This is a genomic window from Pseudomonas sp. GYB4201, from assembly GCF_056312595.1.
The window spans coordinates 67,627-85,758 of the sequence record NZ_JBWGIG010000029.1; the positions used below are offsets into that span (position 1 = coordinate 67,627).

Consider the following 18,132-nt stretch of genomic DNA (forward strand, 5'->3'; position numbering starts at 1 on the left):
CCATCGCGACCAAGGTCGGCTCCTACAGTCCCCACATCCACCTGAGGATGCTATTTCATGTCCAAAGAATTCGATTACATCATCATCGGGGCCGGCTCGGCCGGTAACACCCTGGCCACCCGCCTGACCGAAGACAAAGGCGTCACCGTCCTGCTGCTGGAAGCCGGCGGCCCTGACTACCGTGCCGACTTCCGCACCCAGATGCCTGCCGCCCTGGCCTTCCCGCTGCAGGGCCGCCGCTACAACTGGGCCTACGAGACTGACCCCGAGCCGCACATGAACAACCGCCGCATGGAATGCGGCCGCGGCAAGGGCCTGGGTGGCTCTTCGCTGATCAACGGCATGTGCTACATCCGCGGCAACGCCATGGACTACGACGGCTGGGCCAAGCTGCCGGGCCTGGAAGACTGGACCTACCTGGACTGCCTGCCGTACTTCCGCAAGGCCGAAACCCGTGACATCGGCCCCAACGACTACCACGGCGGCGAAGGCCCGGTCAGCGTCACCACGCCCAAGGCCGGCAACAACCCGCTGTTCCACGCCATGGTCGAGGCCGGCGTGCAGGCCGGTTACCCGCGCACCGACGACCTCAACGGTTACCAGCAGGAAGGCTTCGGCCCCATGGACCGCACCGTGACGCCCAAGGGCCGTCGCGCCAGCACCGCCCGTGGCTACCTGGACACCGCCAAGCAGCGCGACACCCTGACCATCGTCACCCACGCGCTGACCGACCGCATCCTGTTCGACGGCAAGCGCGCCGTGGGCGTGGCCTACCTGGTGGGCGAGAGCAACACTCCGGTAGAAGCCCGTGCCCGCAAGGAAGTGCTGCTGTGCAGCGGCGCCATCGCCTCGCCGCAGATCCTCCAGCGTTCCGGCGTGGGCCCGAAAGACCTGCTCAAGAGCCTGGACATCCCGGTAGTGCACGACCTGCCTGGCGTCGGCCAGAACCTGCAGGACCACCTGGAAATGTACCTGCAGTACGCCTGCACCAAGCCGGTGTCGCTGTACCCGTCGCTGCTGTGGTGGAACCAGCCGGCCATCGGCGCCGAGTGGATGTTCAACGGCACCGGCATCGGCGCCAGCAACCAGTTCGAGGCCGGCGGCTTCATTCGTTCGCGCCCGGAATTCGAATGGCCGAACATCCAGTACCACTTCCTGCCGGTGGCGATTAACTACAACGGCAGCAACGGTGTGAAAGAGCACGGCTTCCAGGCCCACGTGGGCTCCATGCGCTCGCCGAGCCGTGGCCGGGTGCAGCTGAAGTCGAAGAACCCGCGCGAATACCCGAGCATCCTGTTCAACTACATGGCCACCGAGCAGGACTGGCAGGAATTCCGCGACGGCATCCGCCTGACCCGCGAGATCATGCAGCAGCCCGCCCTGGACGAGTTCCGTGGCCGCGAGATCAGCCCGGGCATCGAGGTGCAGACCGACGAGCAGCTGGACAAGTTCGTGCGCGAGCACGCCGAGACCGCGTTCCACCCGTCCTGCTCGTGCAAGATGGGCACCGACGAGATGGCCGTGGTCGACGGCCAGGGCCGCGTGCATGGCCTGCAAAGCCTGCGCGTGGTGGACGCCTCGATCATGCCGATCATCACCACCGGCAACCTCAACGCGCCGACGATCATGATGGCCGAGAAAATCGCCGACAAGATCCGTGGCCGCCAGCCGTTGCCGCGCAGCACTGCCGACTACTACGTGGCCGGTGATGCACCGGTGCGCAAGGCACCACTGCGCGCAGTGAACTAACCTGCAGCCGCTGCCGCCAGGCTGCGCTGGCCCTACGCCTCACTGGAAATCTCCAGCGTACGCGAGGGCCAGCGCAGCCTGCGGCAGCGGCTACGGCTTGCGACAACGGCTTGCGACAAATCACCGCACCCACCTAAGCTAGGCACTCCCCCACACAAGCAAGGGATGTCATGCCGGCCCTTCTAGACCCCCGCACCGCCAAGCTGCTGCCCTGGGTAGTCGCCATCGCTTTCTTCATGCAGTCCCTGGACGGCACCATCCTCAACACCGCCCTGCCCGCCATGGCCCGCGACCTGGCCGAAGACCCGCTGCGCATGCAGTCGGTGGTCATCGCCTACATGCTCACCGTGGCCCTGCTGATCCCGGCCTCGGGCTGGATCGCCGACCGTTTCGGCACCAAGCGCGTGTTCTTCAGCGCCATCGCCCTGTTCAGCCTCGGCTCGCTGGCCTGCGCGCTGTCGGGCAGCCTCACGGTGCTGATCATCTCCCGCGTGCTGCAGGGGCTGGGCGGCGCCCTGATGCTGCCGGTGGGCCGGCTGGTGGTGCTGCGCGCCTACCCGCGCTCGGAGCTGGTGCGCATCCTCGGTTTCGTCACCATTCCCGGCCTGCTGGGCCCGCTGATCGGCCCCACCATGGGCGGCTGGATGGTGGAATACCTGAGCTGGCACTGGATCTTCCTGATCAACCTACCCGTGGGCCTGCTCGGTTGCTGGGCGGTGTGGAGCATCGTCCCGGACCTGCGCGGCAGCAGCCGCACGCACTTCGATACCCTGGGCTTCCTGATGTTCGGCGCCGCCATGGTGCTGATCACCATTGCCATGGAAGGCCTGGGCGAGCTGCACCTGCCGCACCTGCGGGTGATGCTGCTGTTGTTCGCCGGCATGGCCTGCCTGGCCGCCTATTGGGTGCGCGCCGCCCACGACCCGGAGCCGCTGTTCTCGCCTACCCTGTTCCGCACGCGCACCTTTGCCGTGGGCATCCTGGGCAACCTGTTCGCCCGCCTGGGCAGCGGCGCCCTACCGTTCCTGGTGCCGTTGCTGCTGCAGGTGGCGCTGGGCTATTCGCCAGCGCAGGCGGGCATGAGCATGCTGCCGCTGGCGGCCTCGGCCATGCTGGCCAAGTCGGTGGCACGGCCGCTGATCGAACGGTTCGGCTACCGCATCGTGCTCACCGCCAACACCCTGGCCCTGGGCCTGATGCTGGCCAGCATGGGCCTGGTGACGCCGGACACGCCCTACGTGGTGCTGCTGGTGCAGCTGGGCATCATGGGCGCGGTGAACTCGCTGCAGTTCACCGCCATGAACACCGTGACCCTGATCGACCTCGACGACGCCAACGCCAGCAGCGGCAACAGCCTGCTGTCGGTGGTGGCGCAGCTGTCCCTGAGCCTGGGCGTGGCCTGCGCCGGGGCCCTGCTGGGCGGCTTCAGCACCGAGGCCGGCACCAACGTGCTGCAGGCGTTCCAGCTGACCTTCCTGACCATCGGCATCATGGCCATGCTGGCGGCGGCGATATTCGTGCAACTGTCGAACAAGGACGGCAAAAAGGACAGCAGCAACGCTGTTCGTCCGGAACCGGAGATAGAGGCTTAGGGCCAAAGGCCATGGGGCTGGTACACTGCGCGACATTTTGTTTTGCAGGCCAGTCCCGTGACCACCATTGCCACCGCTTTTAACACTTTGCCTTTGTCCGCCGCCATGCTGGCCAACCTGGAATCCCTCGGGTATGCGCAGATGACGCCGATCCAGGCGCAAAGCTTGCCGGTGATCCTCAAGGGCATGGACCTGATCGCCCAGGCCAAGACCGGTAGCGGCAAGACCGCGGCCTTCGGCATCGGCCTGCTGAACCCGATCAACCCGCGCTACTTCGGTTGCCAGGCGCTGATCATGTGCCCCACCCGCGAGCTGGCCGACCAGGTGGCCAAGGAAATCCGCCGCCTGGCCCGCGCCGAAGACAACATCAAGGTGCTGACCCTGTGCGGCGGCGTGTCGTTCGGCCCGCAGATCGCCTCGCTGGAACACGGCGCGCACATCATCGTCGGCACCCCGGGGCGCATCCAGCAGCACCTGCGCAAGGGCTCGCTGGTACTCGACGGCCTCAACACCCTGGTGCTCGACGAAGCCGACCGCATGCTCGACATGGGCTTCTACGACGCCATCGAAGACATCATCGAGCAGACCCCGGCGCGTCGCCAGACCCTGCTGTTCTCGGCCACCTACCCGGTGGGCATCAAGCAGCTGGCGTCGAAGTTCATGCGCGACCCGCAGACCGTCAAGGCCGAGTCGCTGCACGCCGACAGCCAGATCGAGCAGCGTTTCTACGAGATCAACCCGGAAGAACGCCTGGGCGCCGTGACCAAGGCCCTGGGGCACTTCCGCCCGCAATCGTGCGTGGCGTTCTGCTTCACCAAGCAGCAGTGCCAGGAAGTGGTCGACCACCTGGTGGCCAAGGGCATCAGCGCCGTGGCCCTGCACGGCGACCTGGAGCAGCGCGACCGCGACCAGGTGCTGGCGATGTTCGCCAACCGCAGCACCTCGGTGCTGGTGGCCACTGACGTCGCCGCCCGCGGCCTGGACATCGACGCGCTGGACATGGTGATCAACGTCGAGCTGGCGCGCGATTCGGAAATCCATATTCACCGCGTCGGCCGTACCGGCCGTGCCGGCGAGAACGGCCTGGCCATCAGCTTCGTGGCCCCGGCCGAGGCCCACCGCGCCCAGGCCATTGAGCAGCTGCAGAAGGCGCCGCTCAACTGGCAACCCCTGGACAGCCTGGTAGCCAAGGGTGGCGGCCCGCTGCTGCCGGCCATGAGCACCCTGTGCATCGCCGCCGGCCGCAAGGACAAGGTACGCCCAGGCGACATCCTCGGCGCCCTGACCGGCGATGCCGGCATCCCTGGCACCCAGGTCGGCAAGATCGCGATCTTCGACTTCCAGGCCTACGTGGCCGTGGACCGCGACATCGCCAAGCAGGCCCTGCAGCGCCTGAACAACGGCAAGATCAAGGGCCGCTCGCTGCGCGTGCGTATTCTCTGATCACCTGAATCTCCGTAGCCGCTGCCGCCAGGCTGCGCTGGCCCTTTACCCCGCTGAAAATCTCCAGCGGGCACCCCGGCCAGCGCAGCCTGGCGGCAGCGGCTACGGTGTTGTGACACCCCCCATTTCGAGGATGATGTTGTGCGCTCTACCGACGTTGTGATCATTGGCGCAGGGGCCGCCGGCCTGATGTGCGCCTTCAGCGCCGCCGCCCGCGGCCGCCAGGTGCTGCTCATCGATCACGCCAACAAGGCCGGCAAGAAGATCCTGATGTCCGGTGGTGGGCGCTGCAACTTCACCAACATGTACGCCGAACCCGCCAACTTCCTCTCGCAGAACCCGCACTTCTGCAAGTCGGCTCTGGCCCGCTATACCCAGTGGGACTTCATCGCCATGGTGGCCAAGCACGGCGTGCCGTACCACGAGAAGAAACTGGGCCAGCTGTTCTGCGACAACAAGTCCAGCGACATCCTGGAAATGCTGCTCGAAGAGTGCAACCAGGTGAACGTCGACCTGCGCCTGGACACCTCGGTGCAGCACATCGAGAAAACCGCCGCCGGCTACCTGCTGAGCACCAGCATGGGCCAGGTGGGCTGCCAGTCGCTGGTGATCGCCACCGGCGGCCTGTCGATTCCGACCCTGGGCGCCACCGGCTTCGGCTACCAGATTGCCCGCCAGTTCGGCCACGACGTGCTGCCTACCCGTGCCGGCCTGGTGCCATTCACCATCACCGACCAGCTCAAGGAACTGTGCACCGAGCTGTCGGGCACCTCGGTGGACTGCCTGGTGAGCTGCAACGACCAGGCGTTCCGCGAGAACATCCTGTTCACCCACCGCGGCCTCAGCGGCCCGGCGATCCTGCAGATTTCCTCGTTCTGGCACCCCGGTGACACGGTGGAGATCAACCTGCTGCCCGACCACGACGCGCTGGACTGGCTGCAACAACAGCAGGCCGAGCGCCCCAACAGCGAGCTGAAGACCTTGCTGGGCGAACTCTTCACCAAGAAGATGGCCAACCTGCTGGCCGAGCACTGGTTCGCCTCCAAGCCGATGAAGCAGTACACCCCGGCCGAGCTGCGCGACGTGGCGCAGAAGCTTGGCGCCTGGCAGGTCATCCCCGCCGGCACCGAGGGCTACCGCACCGCCGAAGTGACCCTGGGCGGCGTCGACACCCGCGAAGTGTCGTCCAAGACCATGGAGTCGCTGAAAAGCCCGGGCTTGTATTTCGTCGGCGAAGTTCTGGACGTCAGCGGCCACCTGGGCGGTTTCAACTTCCAGTGGGCGTGGGCCTCGGGCTACGCCGCGGCGCAGTTCGTCTAAAACGGCGCGGGCAGTATCCCGGAACAAATTTTGCTGGTAATAAGGGAGCGGCGACAGAGAATCGCCGCTCGCCACGGCTCTATTTAGCTCATCTGCCCAACAGGTTCGCCCCCCTCTATGGCATCGACCTCGTTTCGCCAATCCATGCGCCGGCTTTGGGCGCTCGACAAGTTCAGCTACAGCGTGCGGGTGTTCATCGCCCTCACCGGCTCCATGGCGTTCTGCTGGTACCAGAAGGAAATGCACGCGCTGATCCCGATCTTCCTGGGGATTATTGCCTGCGCCCTGGCCGAGACCGACGACAACTGGCAGGGCCGGGTCAAGGCCCTGGCGGTGACGCTGGTGTGCTTCAGCTGCTCGGCGCTGTCGGTGGAGCTACTGTTCCCCTACCCCTATTTATTCGTCTGCGCCCTGGCGCTTGCGGCCTTCGGGCTGACCATGCTCGGCGCCCTGGGCGAACGCTACAACGCGGTGGCCTACGCCACGCTGATCGTGGCGGTGTACACCATGATCGGCGTGGACCAGCGCGGCGGCGAGACCAGCAACTTCTGGGAAGAACCGCTGCTGCTGGTCACCGGCGCCGCCTGGTACGGGCTGCTGTCAGTGCTGTGGCAGGCGCTGTTCGCCAACCAGCCGGTGCAGCAGGCCCTGGCCAAGCTGTTCCGCGAGCTGGGCTATTACCTCAAGCTCAAGGCCAGCCTGTTCGAGCCCATCCGCGGCCTGGACGTTGAAGCCCGGCGCCTGGAGCTGGCCAAGCAGAACGGCCGCGTGGTGGCGGCGCTCAACTCCACCAAGGAAATCATCCTGCACCGCGTGGGCGGCGGCCGGCCGGGGTCGAAGATCAGCCGCTACCTGAAGCTGTACTTCCTGGCCCAGGACGTCCACGAGCGCGCCAGTTCCTCGCACTACCCCTACAACGCCCTGTCCGAAGCCTTCTTCCACAGCGACGTGCTGTTCCGCTGCCAGCGCCTGCTGCGCCAGCAGGGCGCCGCCTGCCGGCGCCTGTCGGAGTCGATCCAACTGCGCCAGCCGTTCGTCTACGACGACAGCTTCGCCGAGGCCCTGGGCGACCTGCACGCCTCCCTGGAGCACTTGCGCATCCAGAGCAACCCGGCCTGGCGCGGCCTGCTGCGCTCGCTGCGCGCCCTGGCCGCCAACCTGGCCACCCTCGACCGCCTGCTCAGCGACGCCAGCAACCCCGACAAGCTGGCCGATGAAAGCGACAGCAGCCTGCTGGACCGCTCGCCACGCACGCTCAAGGACATGTGGGCGCGGGTGCGGCAAAACCTGACGCCCACCTCGCTGCTGTTCCGCCATGCCCTGCGCCTGCCCCTGGCAGTGTCGGTGTGCTACGCCATCGTGCACCTGGTGCCCACCACCCAAAGCTACTGGATCATGCTGACCACGGTGTTCGTCTGCCAGCCCAGCTATGGCGCCACCCGCCGCAAACTGGGCCAGCGCATCGTCGGCACGGCCATCGGCCTGACCCTGGGCTGGGCGCTGTTCGACCTGTTCCCCAGCCCGCTGATCCAGTCGATGTTCGCCATCGCCGCCGGCCTGGTGTTCTTCGTCAACCGCACCACGCGCTACACCGTGTCCACGGCGGGCATCACGCTGATGGTGCTGTTCTGCTTCAACCAGGTGGGCGACGGCTACGGGCTGTTCCTGCCGCGCCTGGTGGACACCCTGATCGGCAGCCTGATCGCCATCATGGCGGTGTTCCTGTTCCTGCCCGACTGGCAGGGCCGCCGCCTGAACAAGGTGCTGGCCAACACCCTCAGCTGCAACAGCATCTACCTGCGGCAGATCCTGGAGCAGTACGCCCGCGGCAAGCGCGACGACCTCAGCTACCGCCTGGCGCGCCGCAACGCCCACAACGCCGACGCGGCGCTGTCGACCACGCTGGCGAACATGCTCATGGAGCCGGGGCACTTCCGCAAGGAAGCCGACGTCGGCTTCCGCTTCCTGGTGCTGTCGCACACGCTGCTCAGCTACCTGTCGGGCCTGGGCGCGCACCGCGCCACCGAGCTGCCGGAGCCGGTGCGCACCGAGCTGATCGAGGGCACCGGCCTGACCCTGGCCGCCAGCATCGACGAAATTGCCACCAGCCTGGCGAACAAGACCCCGGTGGCGCTGCACAGCGACGCCGAGGAAGCCCTGGCCAACGCGCTGGAGCAGATGCCCGAGGAAATCGACGAAGGCCAGCGCCTGGTGCAGACGCAACTGGCGCTGATCTGCCGCCAGCTGGGGCCGCTGCGCACCCTGGCGGCGCACCTGATCAAGGACAAGGCCGCGCCGGCAGCGGCCTGATCACATGCCGTACTGCTTGAGCAGGCGCGCGTAGCTGCCATCGGCCTGCATCTGGCCGATGGCCTTGTCGAACGCGGCGACGATCTTGTCATGGTCAGGGTTCTTCAGGCTGACCAGGATGTGCAGGTGGTTGAGGCTCAGCGGCTGCGGCAGGAATTCCACCTGGTCACGCACCCGGGCCACCTCGTGGCTGAGGTAATAGCGCGCCACGTACTCGTCCTCCAACGTCAGCTCGACCCGCTGGGCCGCCAGCATGCGCACGCCCATGGAGAAGTTGTGCACCTGCACCTTCTGCAGCAGGTCGTCGTTGTCGAACGCACCGGAGTAGGCATAGCCGCGCACCACCGCCACAGGGTAGGGGTGCAACGCGTCGAGGTCGCCACTGAAGGTGATGGGCGAGCCCTTGCGCTTGAGGAACAGGATGCGGTTCTGCAGGTAGCTGCCGGAGAACTCGCCGATGTGCGTGCGCTCCTCGTTGTACCAGGCGTTGACCAGCACGTCGTAGTGGCCTTCCTCGATACCCAGCAGTGCGCGCGCCCAGGGCACCTGCTCGAACTGGCTGGCGTAGCCGGCCCGGGCCAGCGCGGTGGTGACCAGCTCGGTGGCCAGGCCGCCGTTGACCATGGTGGCGTCGGTGAACGGCGGCCAGGCATCGGCCACCAGGCGCAATTTATCGGCCCAGGCCACCTGCGCGAACAACAGCAATCCAAGCAAATACGAGGCTCGAAGCAAGTGCAGCATGCTCAAGATCCTGTAGCGGGCTCCTGGCCCGTCGGCGTGGTGGTGCAGCCTGCATTCCCGTACAGAGCCTAGCTCAACATCGACGGGATTGGCCTTGATGCCCTCCGTCTCTTTATGATGACGGTTGGCGAACGTTTCGTTTTTTCCAGGAGTACACATGACCACCCAATGGGTCTGCAAACACCATGGCGATCTAGGTATCGACCAGCTGTACCGAATTCTGCAATTGCGCACCCAAGTATTTGTGGTGGAGCAGCAATGTCCGTACCAGGAAGTCGACGGGCTGGACCTGGACGGCGACACCTGCCACCTGATGGGCTGGCAGGGCGACCAACTGGTGGCCTACCTGCGCCTGCTGGACCCCACTGCCCATGACGGCGACGTGGTCATCGGCCGCGTGGTGACCGCACCGTCCGCCCGCGGCCAGGGCCTGGGCCACGAACTGCTGGTGCAGGGGCTGTGGCACGCCGACAAGCTGTGGCCGCAGACGCCGATTTACCTGTCGGCCCAGGCGCATCTGCAGGGGTACTACGGCAAGTACGGCTTCGTCGCCGAGGGCGAGGAATACCTGGAGGATGACATCCCCCACATCGGCATGCGCCGGGCCGTGTGATCGGCGTCGTCGCCATCGCGACCAAGGTCGGCTCCTACGGCGGTAGGAGCCGACCTTGGTCGCGATGGCCGTGACGCGCACCTCAGGGGTAGCCCAGGATCTGGATGATCGCCACCAGATTGCGACCGATCCAGGCCTTATCAATCGCCCCCCAATCGCGCACCACGTACTGGCCGATGTGGTTGCGCTCCCCTTCCGCCTGCTCGAACTCGCAGACGATGTCCAGGTCGGCCAACGCCAGCAGCGTGTCCTGGGCAGTGCGCCGGGGCATGCCGGTGGCCTCGGTGATGGCCGGCACGCTGCGGGCGGTGCCGCTGTCGATCAGCCAGGCCACGTAGAGGCGGCGGTAAAAGCTGGTCTTGGTCTTGCTGACTTCCATCGAACGTTCCTTGTCGGTCATTGCGCCAGGTCGCGCCAGGTCAGGTAGATGCGCAGGTCGAACTCCAGCTGATGGTAACCCGGCTGCATGTATTCGCAGAGCTTGTAGAACGCCTTGTTGTGGTCCGATTCCTTCAGGTGGGCCAGTTCGTGTACCACGATCATCTTGAGGAACTGCGGCGCCGCATCCTTGAACAGCGAGGCGATGCGGATCTCTTTCTTGGCCTTGAGCTTGCCGCCCTGCACCCGTGACACCGCCGTGTGCAGGCCCAGCGCGCGGTGGGTCAGGTCCAGGCGGTTGTCGTACAGCACCTTGTCCAGGTTCGGCGCGTTGCGCAGGTGTTCCTGCTTGAGGTCCAGCGCGTAGCTGTACAGCGCCTTGTCGCTCTGCACGTCGTGGCGGTCGGGGTAGCGCTGCTGCAGGTAGTCACCCAGGCGCTGTTCGGCCAGCAGGGTGCGCACCTGGTCTTGCAGGTGCTGGGGGTAGGCTTGCAGGTATTTGAGCGGGGTGGTCATGGCGGCGACACATCATCAAGTCAGCCGCCAGTGTACCCAATTGCGCGCCTATACCGTGGCCCAATCGAACTGGCCGGGGAAGCCGGTGGCGTCGTCGGCGGTCAACGGCTTGGCAACGATAAAGCCCTGGGCCAGCTCGCAACCGTTTGTGCGCAGCCACTGATACTGCTCGCGCGTCTCCACGCCCTCGGCGATCACGGTGATGCCGAAGTCGCGGCACACGCTGATCACGTTGCGGGCCAGGGCCGCGTCGCGCTCGGACTCGGGCAGGCGCGCCACCAGGTGGCGGTCGAGCTTGAGGGTGTCGATGGGCAGGTCGCGCAGCAGCTTGAGCGAGCAATGGCCGGTGCCGAAGTCGTCCAGCGCCACGCGCACGCCCAGGTTGTGCAGCTCGTGCAGCTGGCGCATGGCCTCTTCCTGATTGTGCATCAGCGAGGTTTCCACCACTTCCACTTCCAGCTGCTGGGCCTGCAGGCCGTTCATGGCGATGGCACGTTGCAACTCGGGCACAAGGTTAGGCATGGCGAACTGGGCGTTGCTCAGGCTGATGCTGAGAATCAGCCCGTCATCGAAGCTGTCGCGCCAGGCATGCCGCTGGGCGGCGCCCTGCTGGTAGATCCAGCTGGTCAGGCGGCTGATCAGCCGGGCCTCTTCCAGCAGCGGAATGAACAACCCCGGCGGCACGTCGCCGACGCTGGGGTGGCGCCAGCGCAGCAGCGCCTCGAAACCGCGCAGCCGGCCGTCGGCGATGGCCACCTGGGGCTGGTAGACCAAGGTGAAATCCTTTTTCTCGATGGCGCTGCTGACGCTGTCCTCGAGCATCAGCCGCGAGCGCGCCCGGCCATTCATGTCCTGGTCGTAGTAGCGGTACTGCTGGCGCCCGGCCTGCTTGGCCGCGTACATGGCGATGTCGGCGGCGCGCAGCAGGCTGTCGAGGTTGGAGCCGCACTCGGGGTAGGTGGCGATGCCGATGCTGACGCCCAACGTCACGTCCAGGCCGTCGATCTGCTGGCACATGGAGACCCGGTCGATGAGCTTTTCCGCGACCTTGGCCGCCTGCTCGGGGTATTCCAGGGTGTCGAGTAGCGCGGTGAACTCGTCGCCGCCCATGCGCGCGACGATGTCATAGCTGCGCAGGCAGTCCTTGAGCTGCTCGGCCACCCAGCGCAGCACCCGGTCGCCGGCGTCGTGGCCGTGGTTGTCATTGATGCGCTTGAAGCCGTCGAGGTCCAGGTACAGCAGTGCCTGGGACTTGTCCGAGCGCTCGTTGCGGACCAGCGCGCTTTCCACGGTCTGGTAGAAACCGCGACGGTTCAGCAAGCCGGTCAGCGGGTCGGTGACGGCCTGGTATTCCAGCTGCTGGTGCAGGTTGCGCACCACCGACATGTCCAGCACCGTCACCACCATGGCGTGCTGCTCGCCAGGCAGCGGCGCGCAGGACAGCGCCGCAGGCAGCTGCTGGCCCGACACCGTGCACAGCACCGCGTCGTGCACCCGGAAGGTCTCGCGGTTGGCGTAGGCGCGGTAGAACTCGGAGTCGGCCCACTGCCCTACCGTGGGCTTGACCACGAACTTGAGCAGCTCGGCGCCGGTAAGCTCGGCCACCGAGGCGTTGAGCAGGCGCGAGATGGCCGGGTTGGCGAAACTGATGCGGCCTTTCTCGTCGATCACCAGGATGCCTTCGGCAGCGTTCTCCAGCACCGAGGCGTTGAAGGCACGGGCGGTTTCCAGGTCGCGGCTCAGGCGCTGCAGGTCGCGGCGGTTGCGCTGCTGTTCGAGCAGGGCCTGCACCTTGGGCCGCAGTATTTGCGGGTCGAAGGGTTTGAACAGGTAATCCACGGCGCCGTTGGCGTAGCCCTTGAGCACCGAGGCCTGGTTCTGTTCGTTGGCGGTAAGAAAGATTATCGGGGTCAACCGCGTGCGCTGGCTGCCGCGCATCAGGCGGGCCACTTCGAATCCGTCCATGCCTGGCATCTGCACATCCAGCAGCACCAGGTCGACTTCATGTTCCAGCAGCATGCTCAGGGCTTCCACACCGGAAGCGGCCGTTACCACCCGCCAATCCTGACGCTCGAGCAAGGCCCGCATGCTGATCAGGTTCTCGGGGTAGTCATCAACGACCAGTAGCACTGAGCCGCCGTCATTTGGCTGGGATTGCGCGCATTCCATGCATGCTTCTCGTCAAGACATATGGCACCGGCCTTTATGACAAAAACCGGATACAGATCGTTCCTTACTCTAGACCGGGATCCAAAGAAGCGGGAGCCGTTAAAGTGCCAGCACCCTACCAAAGATCGCTTACCCGACTAACGGTAATTTTCCACAGCCCCCGAAATCAAAGGCCTGCAGGCAAATCGACGAAAGGTTGGCGCCAACTAATCGACGTGCCAGCATTAACAATTTAATTTCAGGTCTCTATAAAGAGCGCCCTCTTCAACCCCCGAGCTAAGCGGCCGGGTTGGTTTTCCGGCAGTCGACCGCCGCGATAAAAGGAAGGCAACAACATGATAGACCTATCGACCTGGATGCTCAGCGTTCCGGAAGGAACGCCAGCGCAGACCATCAGCACCCCGACCCTGGTAGCCGGCTTCAAGGACCAGTATTTCCACTCCGACACCGGCACCCTGTTCTTCTGGGCCCCGGTGACCGGCACGGTCACCGACAGCGCCATCTACCCGCGCTGTGAACTGCGCGAGGCCAACGCCGACGGTTCGGTGCGCAACTGGCAGTACCCCACCGCCGACAACACCCTGCGCGCCACCCTGGCCGTCGACCAGGTGCCGTCGTCGGGCAAGGTGGTGATCGGCCAGATCCACGTGTACGGCAGCAACCAGCCGCTGCTCAAGGTGGAATACCAGTACAAGACCAAGACCCAGACCGGCAACATCGTCGCCAAGGTGCGCTACCACATCGACGATGACGAGCCCACGGTGATCCAGGTGGCCACCGGCGTGCCCATGAACAAGCAGTTCAACTACCTGATCCACCTGAGCCCCGGCGGCCAGTTGAGCGTGGATGCGGCGGGCTACACCTGGACCGACCAGATCAGCGGCACCTGGAAGGCCTCGCAGCTGTATTTCAAGGCCGGGGTGTATACCCAGGACAACACCGGGGATGCCACCGAAGGCGGGACGGTGACGTTCTACAAGCTGGCGATTGCCCACACCTCCACGTAGCAGCTGCCGCAGGCTGCGTCAGGCCTTGAAGGCGGCCTGGCGGCCGCTGCCACGGGCGAATAAAAAACCCCGCCTGGGGGCGGGGTTTTCGGTGTTGCCGGACGCTTAGTTGACCTTGGCGTTCAGCTCGCCCTTGGCGTAGCGCTGGAACATCGCTTCCAGGGAGATCGGCTTGATCTTCGAAGCGTTGCCGGCGGTGCCGAAGGCTTCGTAGCGGGCGATGCACACGTCGCGCATGGCCTTCACGGTTTCACCGAAGAACTTGCGTGGGTCGAACTCGCTCGGGTTGGTGGCCATCAGGCGGCGCATGGCACCGGTGGACGCCAGGCGCAGGTCGGTGTCGATGTTGACCTTGCGCACGCCGTGCTTGATGCCCTCGACGATTTCCTCGACCGGCACGCCGTAGGTTTCCTTGATGTCGCCGCCGTACTGGTTGATGATCGCCAGCCACTCTTGCGGTACCGAGGAAGAACCGTGCATCACCAGGTGGGTGTTGGGGATGCGCTTGTGGATTTCCTTGATGCGGTCGATGGCCAGCACGTCGCCGGTAGGCGGCTTGGTGAACTTGTAGGCGCCGTGGCTGGTGCCGATGGCGATGGCCAGGGCGTCGACCTGGGTCTTCTTGACGAAGTCGGCGGCTTCTTCCGGGTCGGTCAGCATCTGGCTGTGGTCCAGCACGCCTTCGGCGCCGATGCCGTCTTCTTCACCGGCCATGCCGGTTTCCAGGGAACCCAGGCAGCCCAGCTCGCCTTCTACCGACACGCCGCAGGCGTGGGCCATGGCCACGGTCTGCTGGGTGACGCGCACGTTGTACTCGTAGTCGGTGGGGGTCTTGCCGTCTTCACCCAGCGAGCCGTCCATCATCACCGAGCTGAAGCCCAGCTGGATCGAGCGCTGGCAGACGTCAGGGCTGGTGCCGTGGTCCTGGTGCATGCACACCGGGATGTGCGGGAATTCTTCGATGGCGGCCAGGATCAGGTGGCGCAGGAAGGGGGCGCCGGCGTATTTGCGGGCGCCGGCCGAGGCCTGGACAATTACCGGGGAGTCAGTCTTGTCAGCGGCTTCCATGATGGCGCGCATCTGCTCAAGGTTGTTGACGTTGAAAGCTGGGACGCCGTAGCCGAACTCTGCGGCGTGGTCCAGCATCTGGCGCATGCTAATGAGTGCCATCTTGTGTTTATCTCCCGGTCGAGGGTCGTTAATCGTGCAAGCCTGCCGAAGCGGCGGCTGCCATTCAAGTAGTGTAGATCGGGCCTGTGCCCGACCCGCTGCATCACTGGGCCTTGCAGGCCCGGCCAATCAGGTCGTTGGTCGCGACCCAGTACACCAGCCCTTCATTACCTTTGCTGTGGAAGGCCAGCACGCCGTCGCTGAACAGCTCGCCCGACGCGCCGGGTTCGGCTTTCAGGCGGTAGACCTGGTCGCTGCCACCCAGCTTCACTTCCACGCTGTTCTTGCCCGCATCCAGGAAGCGCCAATCGACGGTCGCCTGGCTGTCGCAGGTCCAGTGTGTCCAGTCAGCGGACACCGGGGCCTGGTTGAAACTTGCACATCCACCCAGTACTGCAAACGCCACAAGGGCCATGAAGCCTTTCATTGTACTTCCTCGGGTTGCAGCATGGCGGCAGGCACGCAGGCCTGCCGCTCAGTTCCATCGGACTGAAAAGCCCGCCAGTTGTTCCGACCCGCGGTCGGCTCAGGGGCAACCTTGCCCCGGGGCCTGGTGTTCAGGGTCGTACTTTTCCAGGCCATCCGGGCCCAGGCGCTTGTTGATGACCGGCGCGGTCTCGGCCTGCCAGTCAGCCTGGTAGCAGCCGCCCTTGCCGGGCACCTGCTCGGCCGCGGCGGGCGCCGGCTTGCCGGCGCACCCGGCGAGCACGCCAGCCAGCAGCAACAGCGGCAATGCCTTGGTCATCTGGACGCTCCCTTTCCATTCGCGCATGGCGTATCAGGCCTTGGCCCGCTGCTCCAGCATCTCGACGGCTGGCAGTACCTTGCCCTCGACGAACTCGAGGAAGGCGCCACCACCGGTGGAAATGTAGGAGATGTCCTTGGACACGCCGTACTTGTCGATGGCTGCCAGGGTGTCGCCGCCGCCGGCGATGGAGAACGCCGGGCTCTCGGCGATGGCCTTGGCCAGCACCTTGGTTCCGTTGCCGAACTGGTCGAACTCGAACACGCCCACCGGGCCGTTCCACAGGATGGTCTTCGACGTTTTCAGCAGTTGGGCGAACTGCTCGGCGGTCTGCGGGCCGATGTCCAGGATCATGTCGTCATCGGCCACGTCGGCGATCAGCTTGACGGTGGCCTCGGCGGTTTCGGCGAATTGCTTGGCCACCACCACATCCACCGGCAGCGGCACGCTGACCTTGGCGGCGATGGCGCGGGCGGTGTCCAGCAGGTCCGGCTCGTACAGCGACTTGCCGACCTTGTGGCCAGCTGCGGCCAGGAAGGTGTTGGCGATGCCGCCGCCGACGATCAGCTGGTCGCAGATCTGGCTCAGGCTGTTGAGCACGTCCAGCTTGGTGGACACCTTGGAACCGGCGACGATGGCGGCCATCGGCTTGGCCGGGGCGCCCAGGGCCTTGCCCAGCGCGTCCAGCTCGGCGGCCAGCAGCGGGCCTGCGGCGGCTACCTTGGCGAACTTGGCCACGCCGTGGGTCGAACCCTCGGCGCGGTGGGCAGTGCCGAAGGCGTCCATGACGAACACATCGCACAGGGCAGCGTATTGCTGCGCCAGCTCGTCGGCGTTCTTTTTCTCGCCCTTGTTGAAGCGCACGTTCTCGAACAGCACCAGGTCGCCGGCCTTGACGTCGACGCCGCCCAGGTAGTCAGCCACCAGCGGCACGTCGCGGCCCAGGGCCTTGCTCAGGTAGTCGGCCACCGGCTTCAGGCTGTTCTCGGCAGAGAACTCGCCCTCGGTGGGACGGCCCAGGTGCGAGCAGACCATCACCGCCGCGCCTTTCTCCAGCGCCAGCTTGATGGTTGGCAGCGAGGCCAGGATACGCGCGTCGCTGGTGACCACACCGTCTTTCACGGGAACGTTGAGGTCTTCGCGGATCAGCACGCGCTTACCTCGCAGATCGAGGTCGGTCATCTTCAACACTGTCATGTGTTCAGTCCTTCAAGCCTGTTTTAATTGTTGGTTGACGACGTACAGGAAGTGCTCCGCGACGTCGAGCATCCGATTGGCAAAGCCCCATTCGTTGTCGAACCAGGCCAGGATGTTCACCAGGCGCGGGCCTGATACACGGGTCTGGCTGGCATCGACGATGGCCGAATGCGGGTCATGGTTGAAATCACAGCTGGCGTGCGGCAGCTCGGTGTAGGCCACCAGCCCTTTCAGCGGGCCGGTAAGGGCGGCGTCGTGGAGGATGCGATTGACCTCCGCGGCGTCGGTGTCCCGGCGCACCTGCAGGGTGATGTCCAGGCACGACACGTTCACTGTCGGCACGCGCACTGCTTTGGCCTGGATTCGGCCGCCGAGTTCCGGCAGCAACCGCTCTATTCCGCGCGCCAGCCCGGTGGACACCGGGATGATCGACTGGAAGGCCGAGCGGGTGCGGCGCAGGTCTTCGGCATGGTAGGCATCGATCACCGGCTGGTCATTCATGGCCGAATGGATCGTGGTGATCGAGATGTACTCCAGGCCCAGGGCCTCATCCAGCAACCGCAGCAACGGCACGCTGCAGTTGGTGGTGCAGGAAGCGTTGGACACCAGCGTCTCGGTACCGGTCAATACCTGCTGGTTGATGCCGAACACCACAGTGGCGTCGACATCGGTCTCGCTGGCCATGGGCTGGGAGAACAGCACCCGTGGGGCGCCGGCGTCGAGGAAACGCTGGCCGTCGGCACGGGTATGCCACGCCCCGGAGCATTCTAGTACCAGGTCGACGTCAAGCGCCGCCCAGTCGATGCCCTCGGGGCTGGCGCTGCGCAGTACTTTCACGCAGTCGCCGTTAATCATCAGACAGTCGCCTTCGCTGCGCACCTGGCCGGGGAAACGGCCGTGGGTGGAGTCGAAGCGTGTCAGGTATTCGAGACTGGCCATGTCGGCCAGGTCGTTGATGGCAACCACCTCGAAGCCCGCTTCGGCGCCGCGCTCGTACAACGCACGCATGACGCAACGGCCGATACGGCCGTAGCCATTGAGTGCAACTTTATAGGGGCGTGGCTGGGGCATGAGGTGCTCACTGGTACAAATAGTTCAACAGAGAGAACACAACCCTGCCCCCCGGTAGGAGCCGGGCTTGCCCGCGATGGCCACACCGCCGATATCGAGGTATGGCCATCG

Annotated in this window: 16 protein-coding genes; 7 read left to right on the forward strand and 9 right to left on the reverse strand. The window is 65.4% G+C overall.

What is annotated here, in order from left to right; all coding sequences use genetic code 11:
- Positions 1–57: 57 nt before the first annotated feature.
- The 5 genes from betA (at position 58) to yccS (ending at position 8,414) form a co-directional block, all read left to right on the forward strand.
- Positions 58–1,749 (forward strand): choline dehydrogenase, encoded by a 1,692-nt coding sequence (betA, locus tag AC0Z2B_RS23675; protein ID WP_476299802.1) that lies wholly within the window; start codon positions 58–60, stop codon positions 1,747–1,749.
- Positions 1,750–1,919: 170 nt separating this feature from the next.
- Positions 1,920–3,341 (forward strand): multidrug transporter subunit MdtD, encoded by a 1,422-nt coding sequence (mdtD, locus tag AC0Z2B_RS23680; protein ID WP_476299804.1) that lies wholly within the window; start codon positions 1,920–1,922, stop codon positions 3,339–3,341.
- A 105-nt stretch (positions 3,342–3,446) separates the two neighbouring features.
- Positions 3,447–4,784 (forward strand): ATP-dependent RNA helicase DbpA, encoded by a 1,338-nt coding sequence (gene dbpA, locus AC0Z2B_RS23685; protein WP_476299825.1) that lies wholly within the window; start codon positions 3,447–3,449, stop codon positions 4,782–4,784.
- 141 nt (positions 4,785–4,925) lie between these two features.
- On the forward strand, positions 4,926–6,104 hold the full coding sequence (locus AC0Z2B_RS23690; protein WP_476299807.1) for a BaiN/RdsA family NAD(P)/FAD-dependent oxidoreductase: 1,179 nt from the start codon (positions 4,926–4,928) through the stop codon (positions 6,102–6,104).
- A 117-nt stretch (positions 6,105–6,221) separates the two neighbouring features.
- On the forward strand, positions 6,222–8,414 hold the full coding sequence (yccS, locus tag AC0Z2B_RS23695) for a YccS family putative transporter (RefSeq protein WP_416427283.1): 2,193 nt from the start codon (positions 6,222–6,224) through the stop codon (positions 8,412–8,414).
- Here the strand turns inward: yccS and AC0Z2B_RS23700 are convergent, their stop codons facing one another.
- Entirely contained in the window at positions 8,415–9,155 is a 741-nt protein-coding gene (locus tag AC0Z2B_RS23700) for a substrate-binding periplasmic protein (RefSeq protein ID WP_416427284.1), read from the reverse strand.
- Between the two features lie 157 nt (positions 9,156–9,312).
- Between AC0Z2B_RS23700 and AC0Z2B_RS23705 the strand changes: the two genes are divergently transcribed.
- A complete protein-coding gene (locus AC0Z2B_RS23705; protein WP_416427285.1) occupies positions 9,313–9,768 on the forward strand; it encodes a GNAT family N-acetyltransferase in 456 nt (151 codons plus the stop codon).
- 82 nt (positions 9,769–9,850) lie between these two features.
- Here AC0Z2B_RS23705 and AC0Z2B_RS23710 read toward each other — a convergent pair whose 3' ends face one another.
- From AC0Z2B_RS23710 to AC0Z2B_RS23720, 3 genes are read right to left on the reverse strand one after another with little or no spacing between them, the layout of a single operon-like run.
- Positions 9,851–10,147 carry a winged helix-turn-helix domain-containing protein gene (locus AC0Z2B_RS23710; protein ID WP_476299809.1) on the reverse strand — a complete coding sequence of 99 codons (297 nt, stop codon included), beginning with the start codon at positions 10,145–10,147 and terminating at the stop codon, positions 9,851–9,853.
- A 17-nt stretch (positions 10,148–10,164) separates the two neighbouring features.
- Positions 10,165–10,662 (reverse strand): YgjP-like metallopeptidase domain-containing protein, encoded by a 498-nt coding sequence (locus AC0Z2B_RS23715; RefSeq protein WP_473004743.1) that lies wholly within the window; start codon positions 10,660–10,662, stop codon positions 10,165–10,167.
- Positions 10,663–10,710: 48 nt separating this feature from the next.
- On the reverse strand, positions 10,711–12,831 hold the full coding sequence (locus tag AC0Z2B_RS23720) for a putative bifunctional diguanylate cyclase/phosphodiesterase (protein WP_476299811.1): 2,121 nt from the start codon (positions 12,829–12,831) through the stop codon (positions 10,711–10,713).
- Positions 12,832–13,166: 335 nt separating this feature from the next.
- Here AC0Z2B_RS23720 and AC0Z2B_RS23725 point away from each other — a divergent pair, with 335 nt between their 5' ends.
- The gene (locus AC0Z2B_RS23725; RefSeq protein WP_476299813.1) at positions 13,167–13,838 is read left to right on the forward strand and encodes a polysaccharide lyase family 7 protein; all 672 of its coding nucleotides are present in this window, start codon (positions 13,167–13,169) and stop codon (positions 13,836–13,838) included.
- Positions 13,839–13,943: 105 nt separating this feature from the next.
- Here AC0Z2B_RS23725 and fba read toward each other — a convergent pair whose 3' ends face one another.
- The 5 genes from fba to epd form a co-directional block, all read right to left on the reverse strand.
- On the reverse strand, positions 13,944–15,008 hold the full coding sequence (fba, locus tag AC0Z2B_RS23730) for a class II fructose-bisphosphate aldolase (RefSeq protein ID WP_416427291.1): 1,065 nt from the start codon (positions 15,006–15,008) through the stop codon (positions 13,944–13,946).
- Positions 15,009–15,111: 103 nt separating this feature from the next.
- Complete coding sequence (locus AC0Z2B_RS23735) at positions 15,112–15,435, reverse strand: MliC family protein (RefSeq protein WP_416427292.1); 324 nt, start codon at positions 15,433–15,435, stop codon at positions 15,112–15,114.
- 99 nt (positions 15,436–15,534) lie between these two features.
- Positions 15,535–15,753: a hypothetical protein gene (locus tag AC0Z2B_RS23740; protein ID WP_416427293.1), complete on the reverse strand. Its 219-nt coding sequence runs from the start codon at positions 15,751–15,753 to the stop codon at positions 15,535–15,537.
- Between the two features lie 33 nt (positions 15,754–15,786).
- Entirely contained in the window at positions 15,787–16,950 is a 1,164-nt protein-coding gene (locus AC0Z2B_RS23745; RefSeq protein ID WP_476299815.1) for a phosphoglycerate kinase, read from the reverse strand.
- Between the two features lie 12 nt (positions 16,951–16,962).
- Positions 16,963–18,021 carry an erythrose-4-phosphate dehydrogenase gene (gene epd / locus AC0Z2B_RS23750; protein WP_416427295.1) on the reverse strand — a complete coding sequence of 353 codons (1,059 nt, stop codon included), beginning with the start codon at positions 18,019–18,021 and terminating at the stop codon, positions 16,963–16,965.
- Positions 18,022–18,132: the final 111 nt, after the last annotated feature.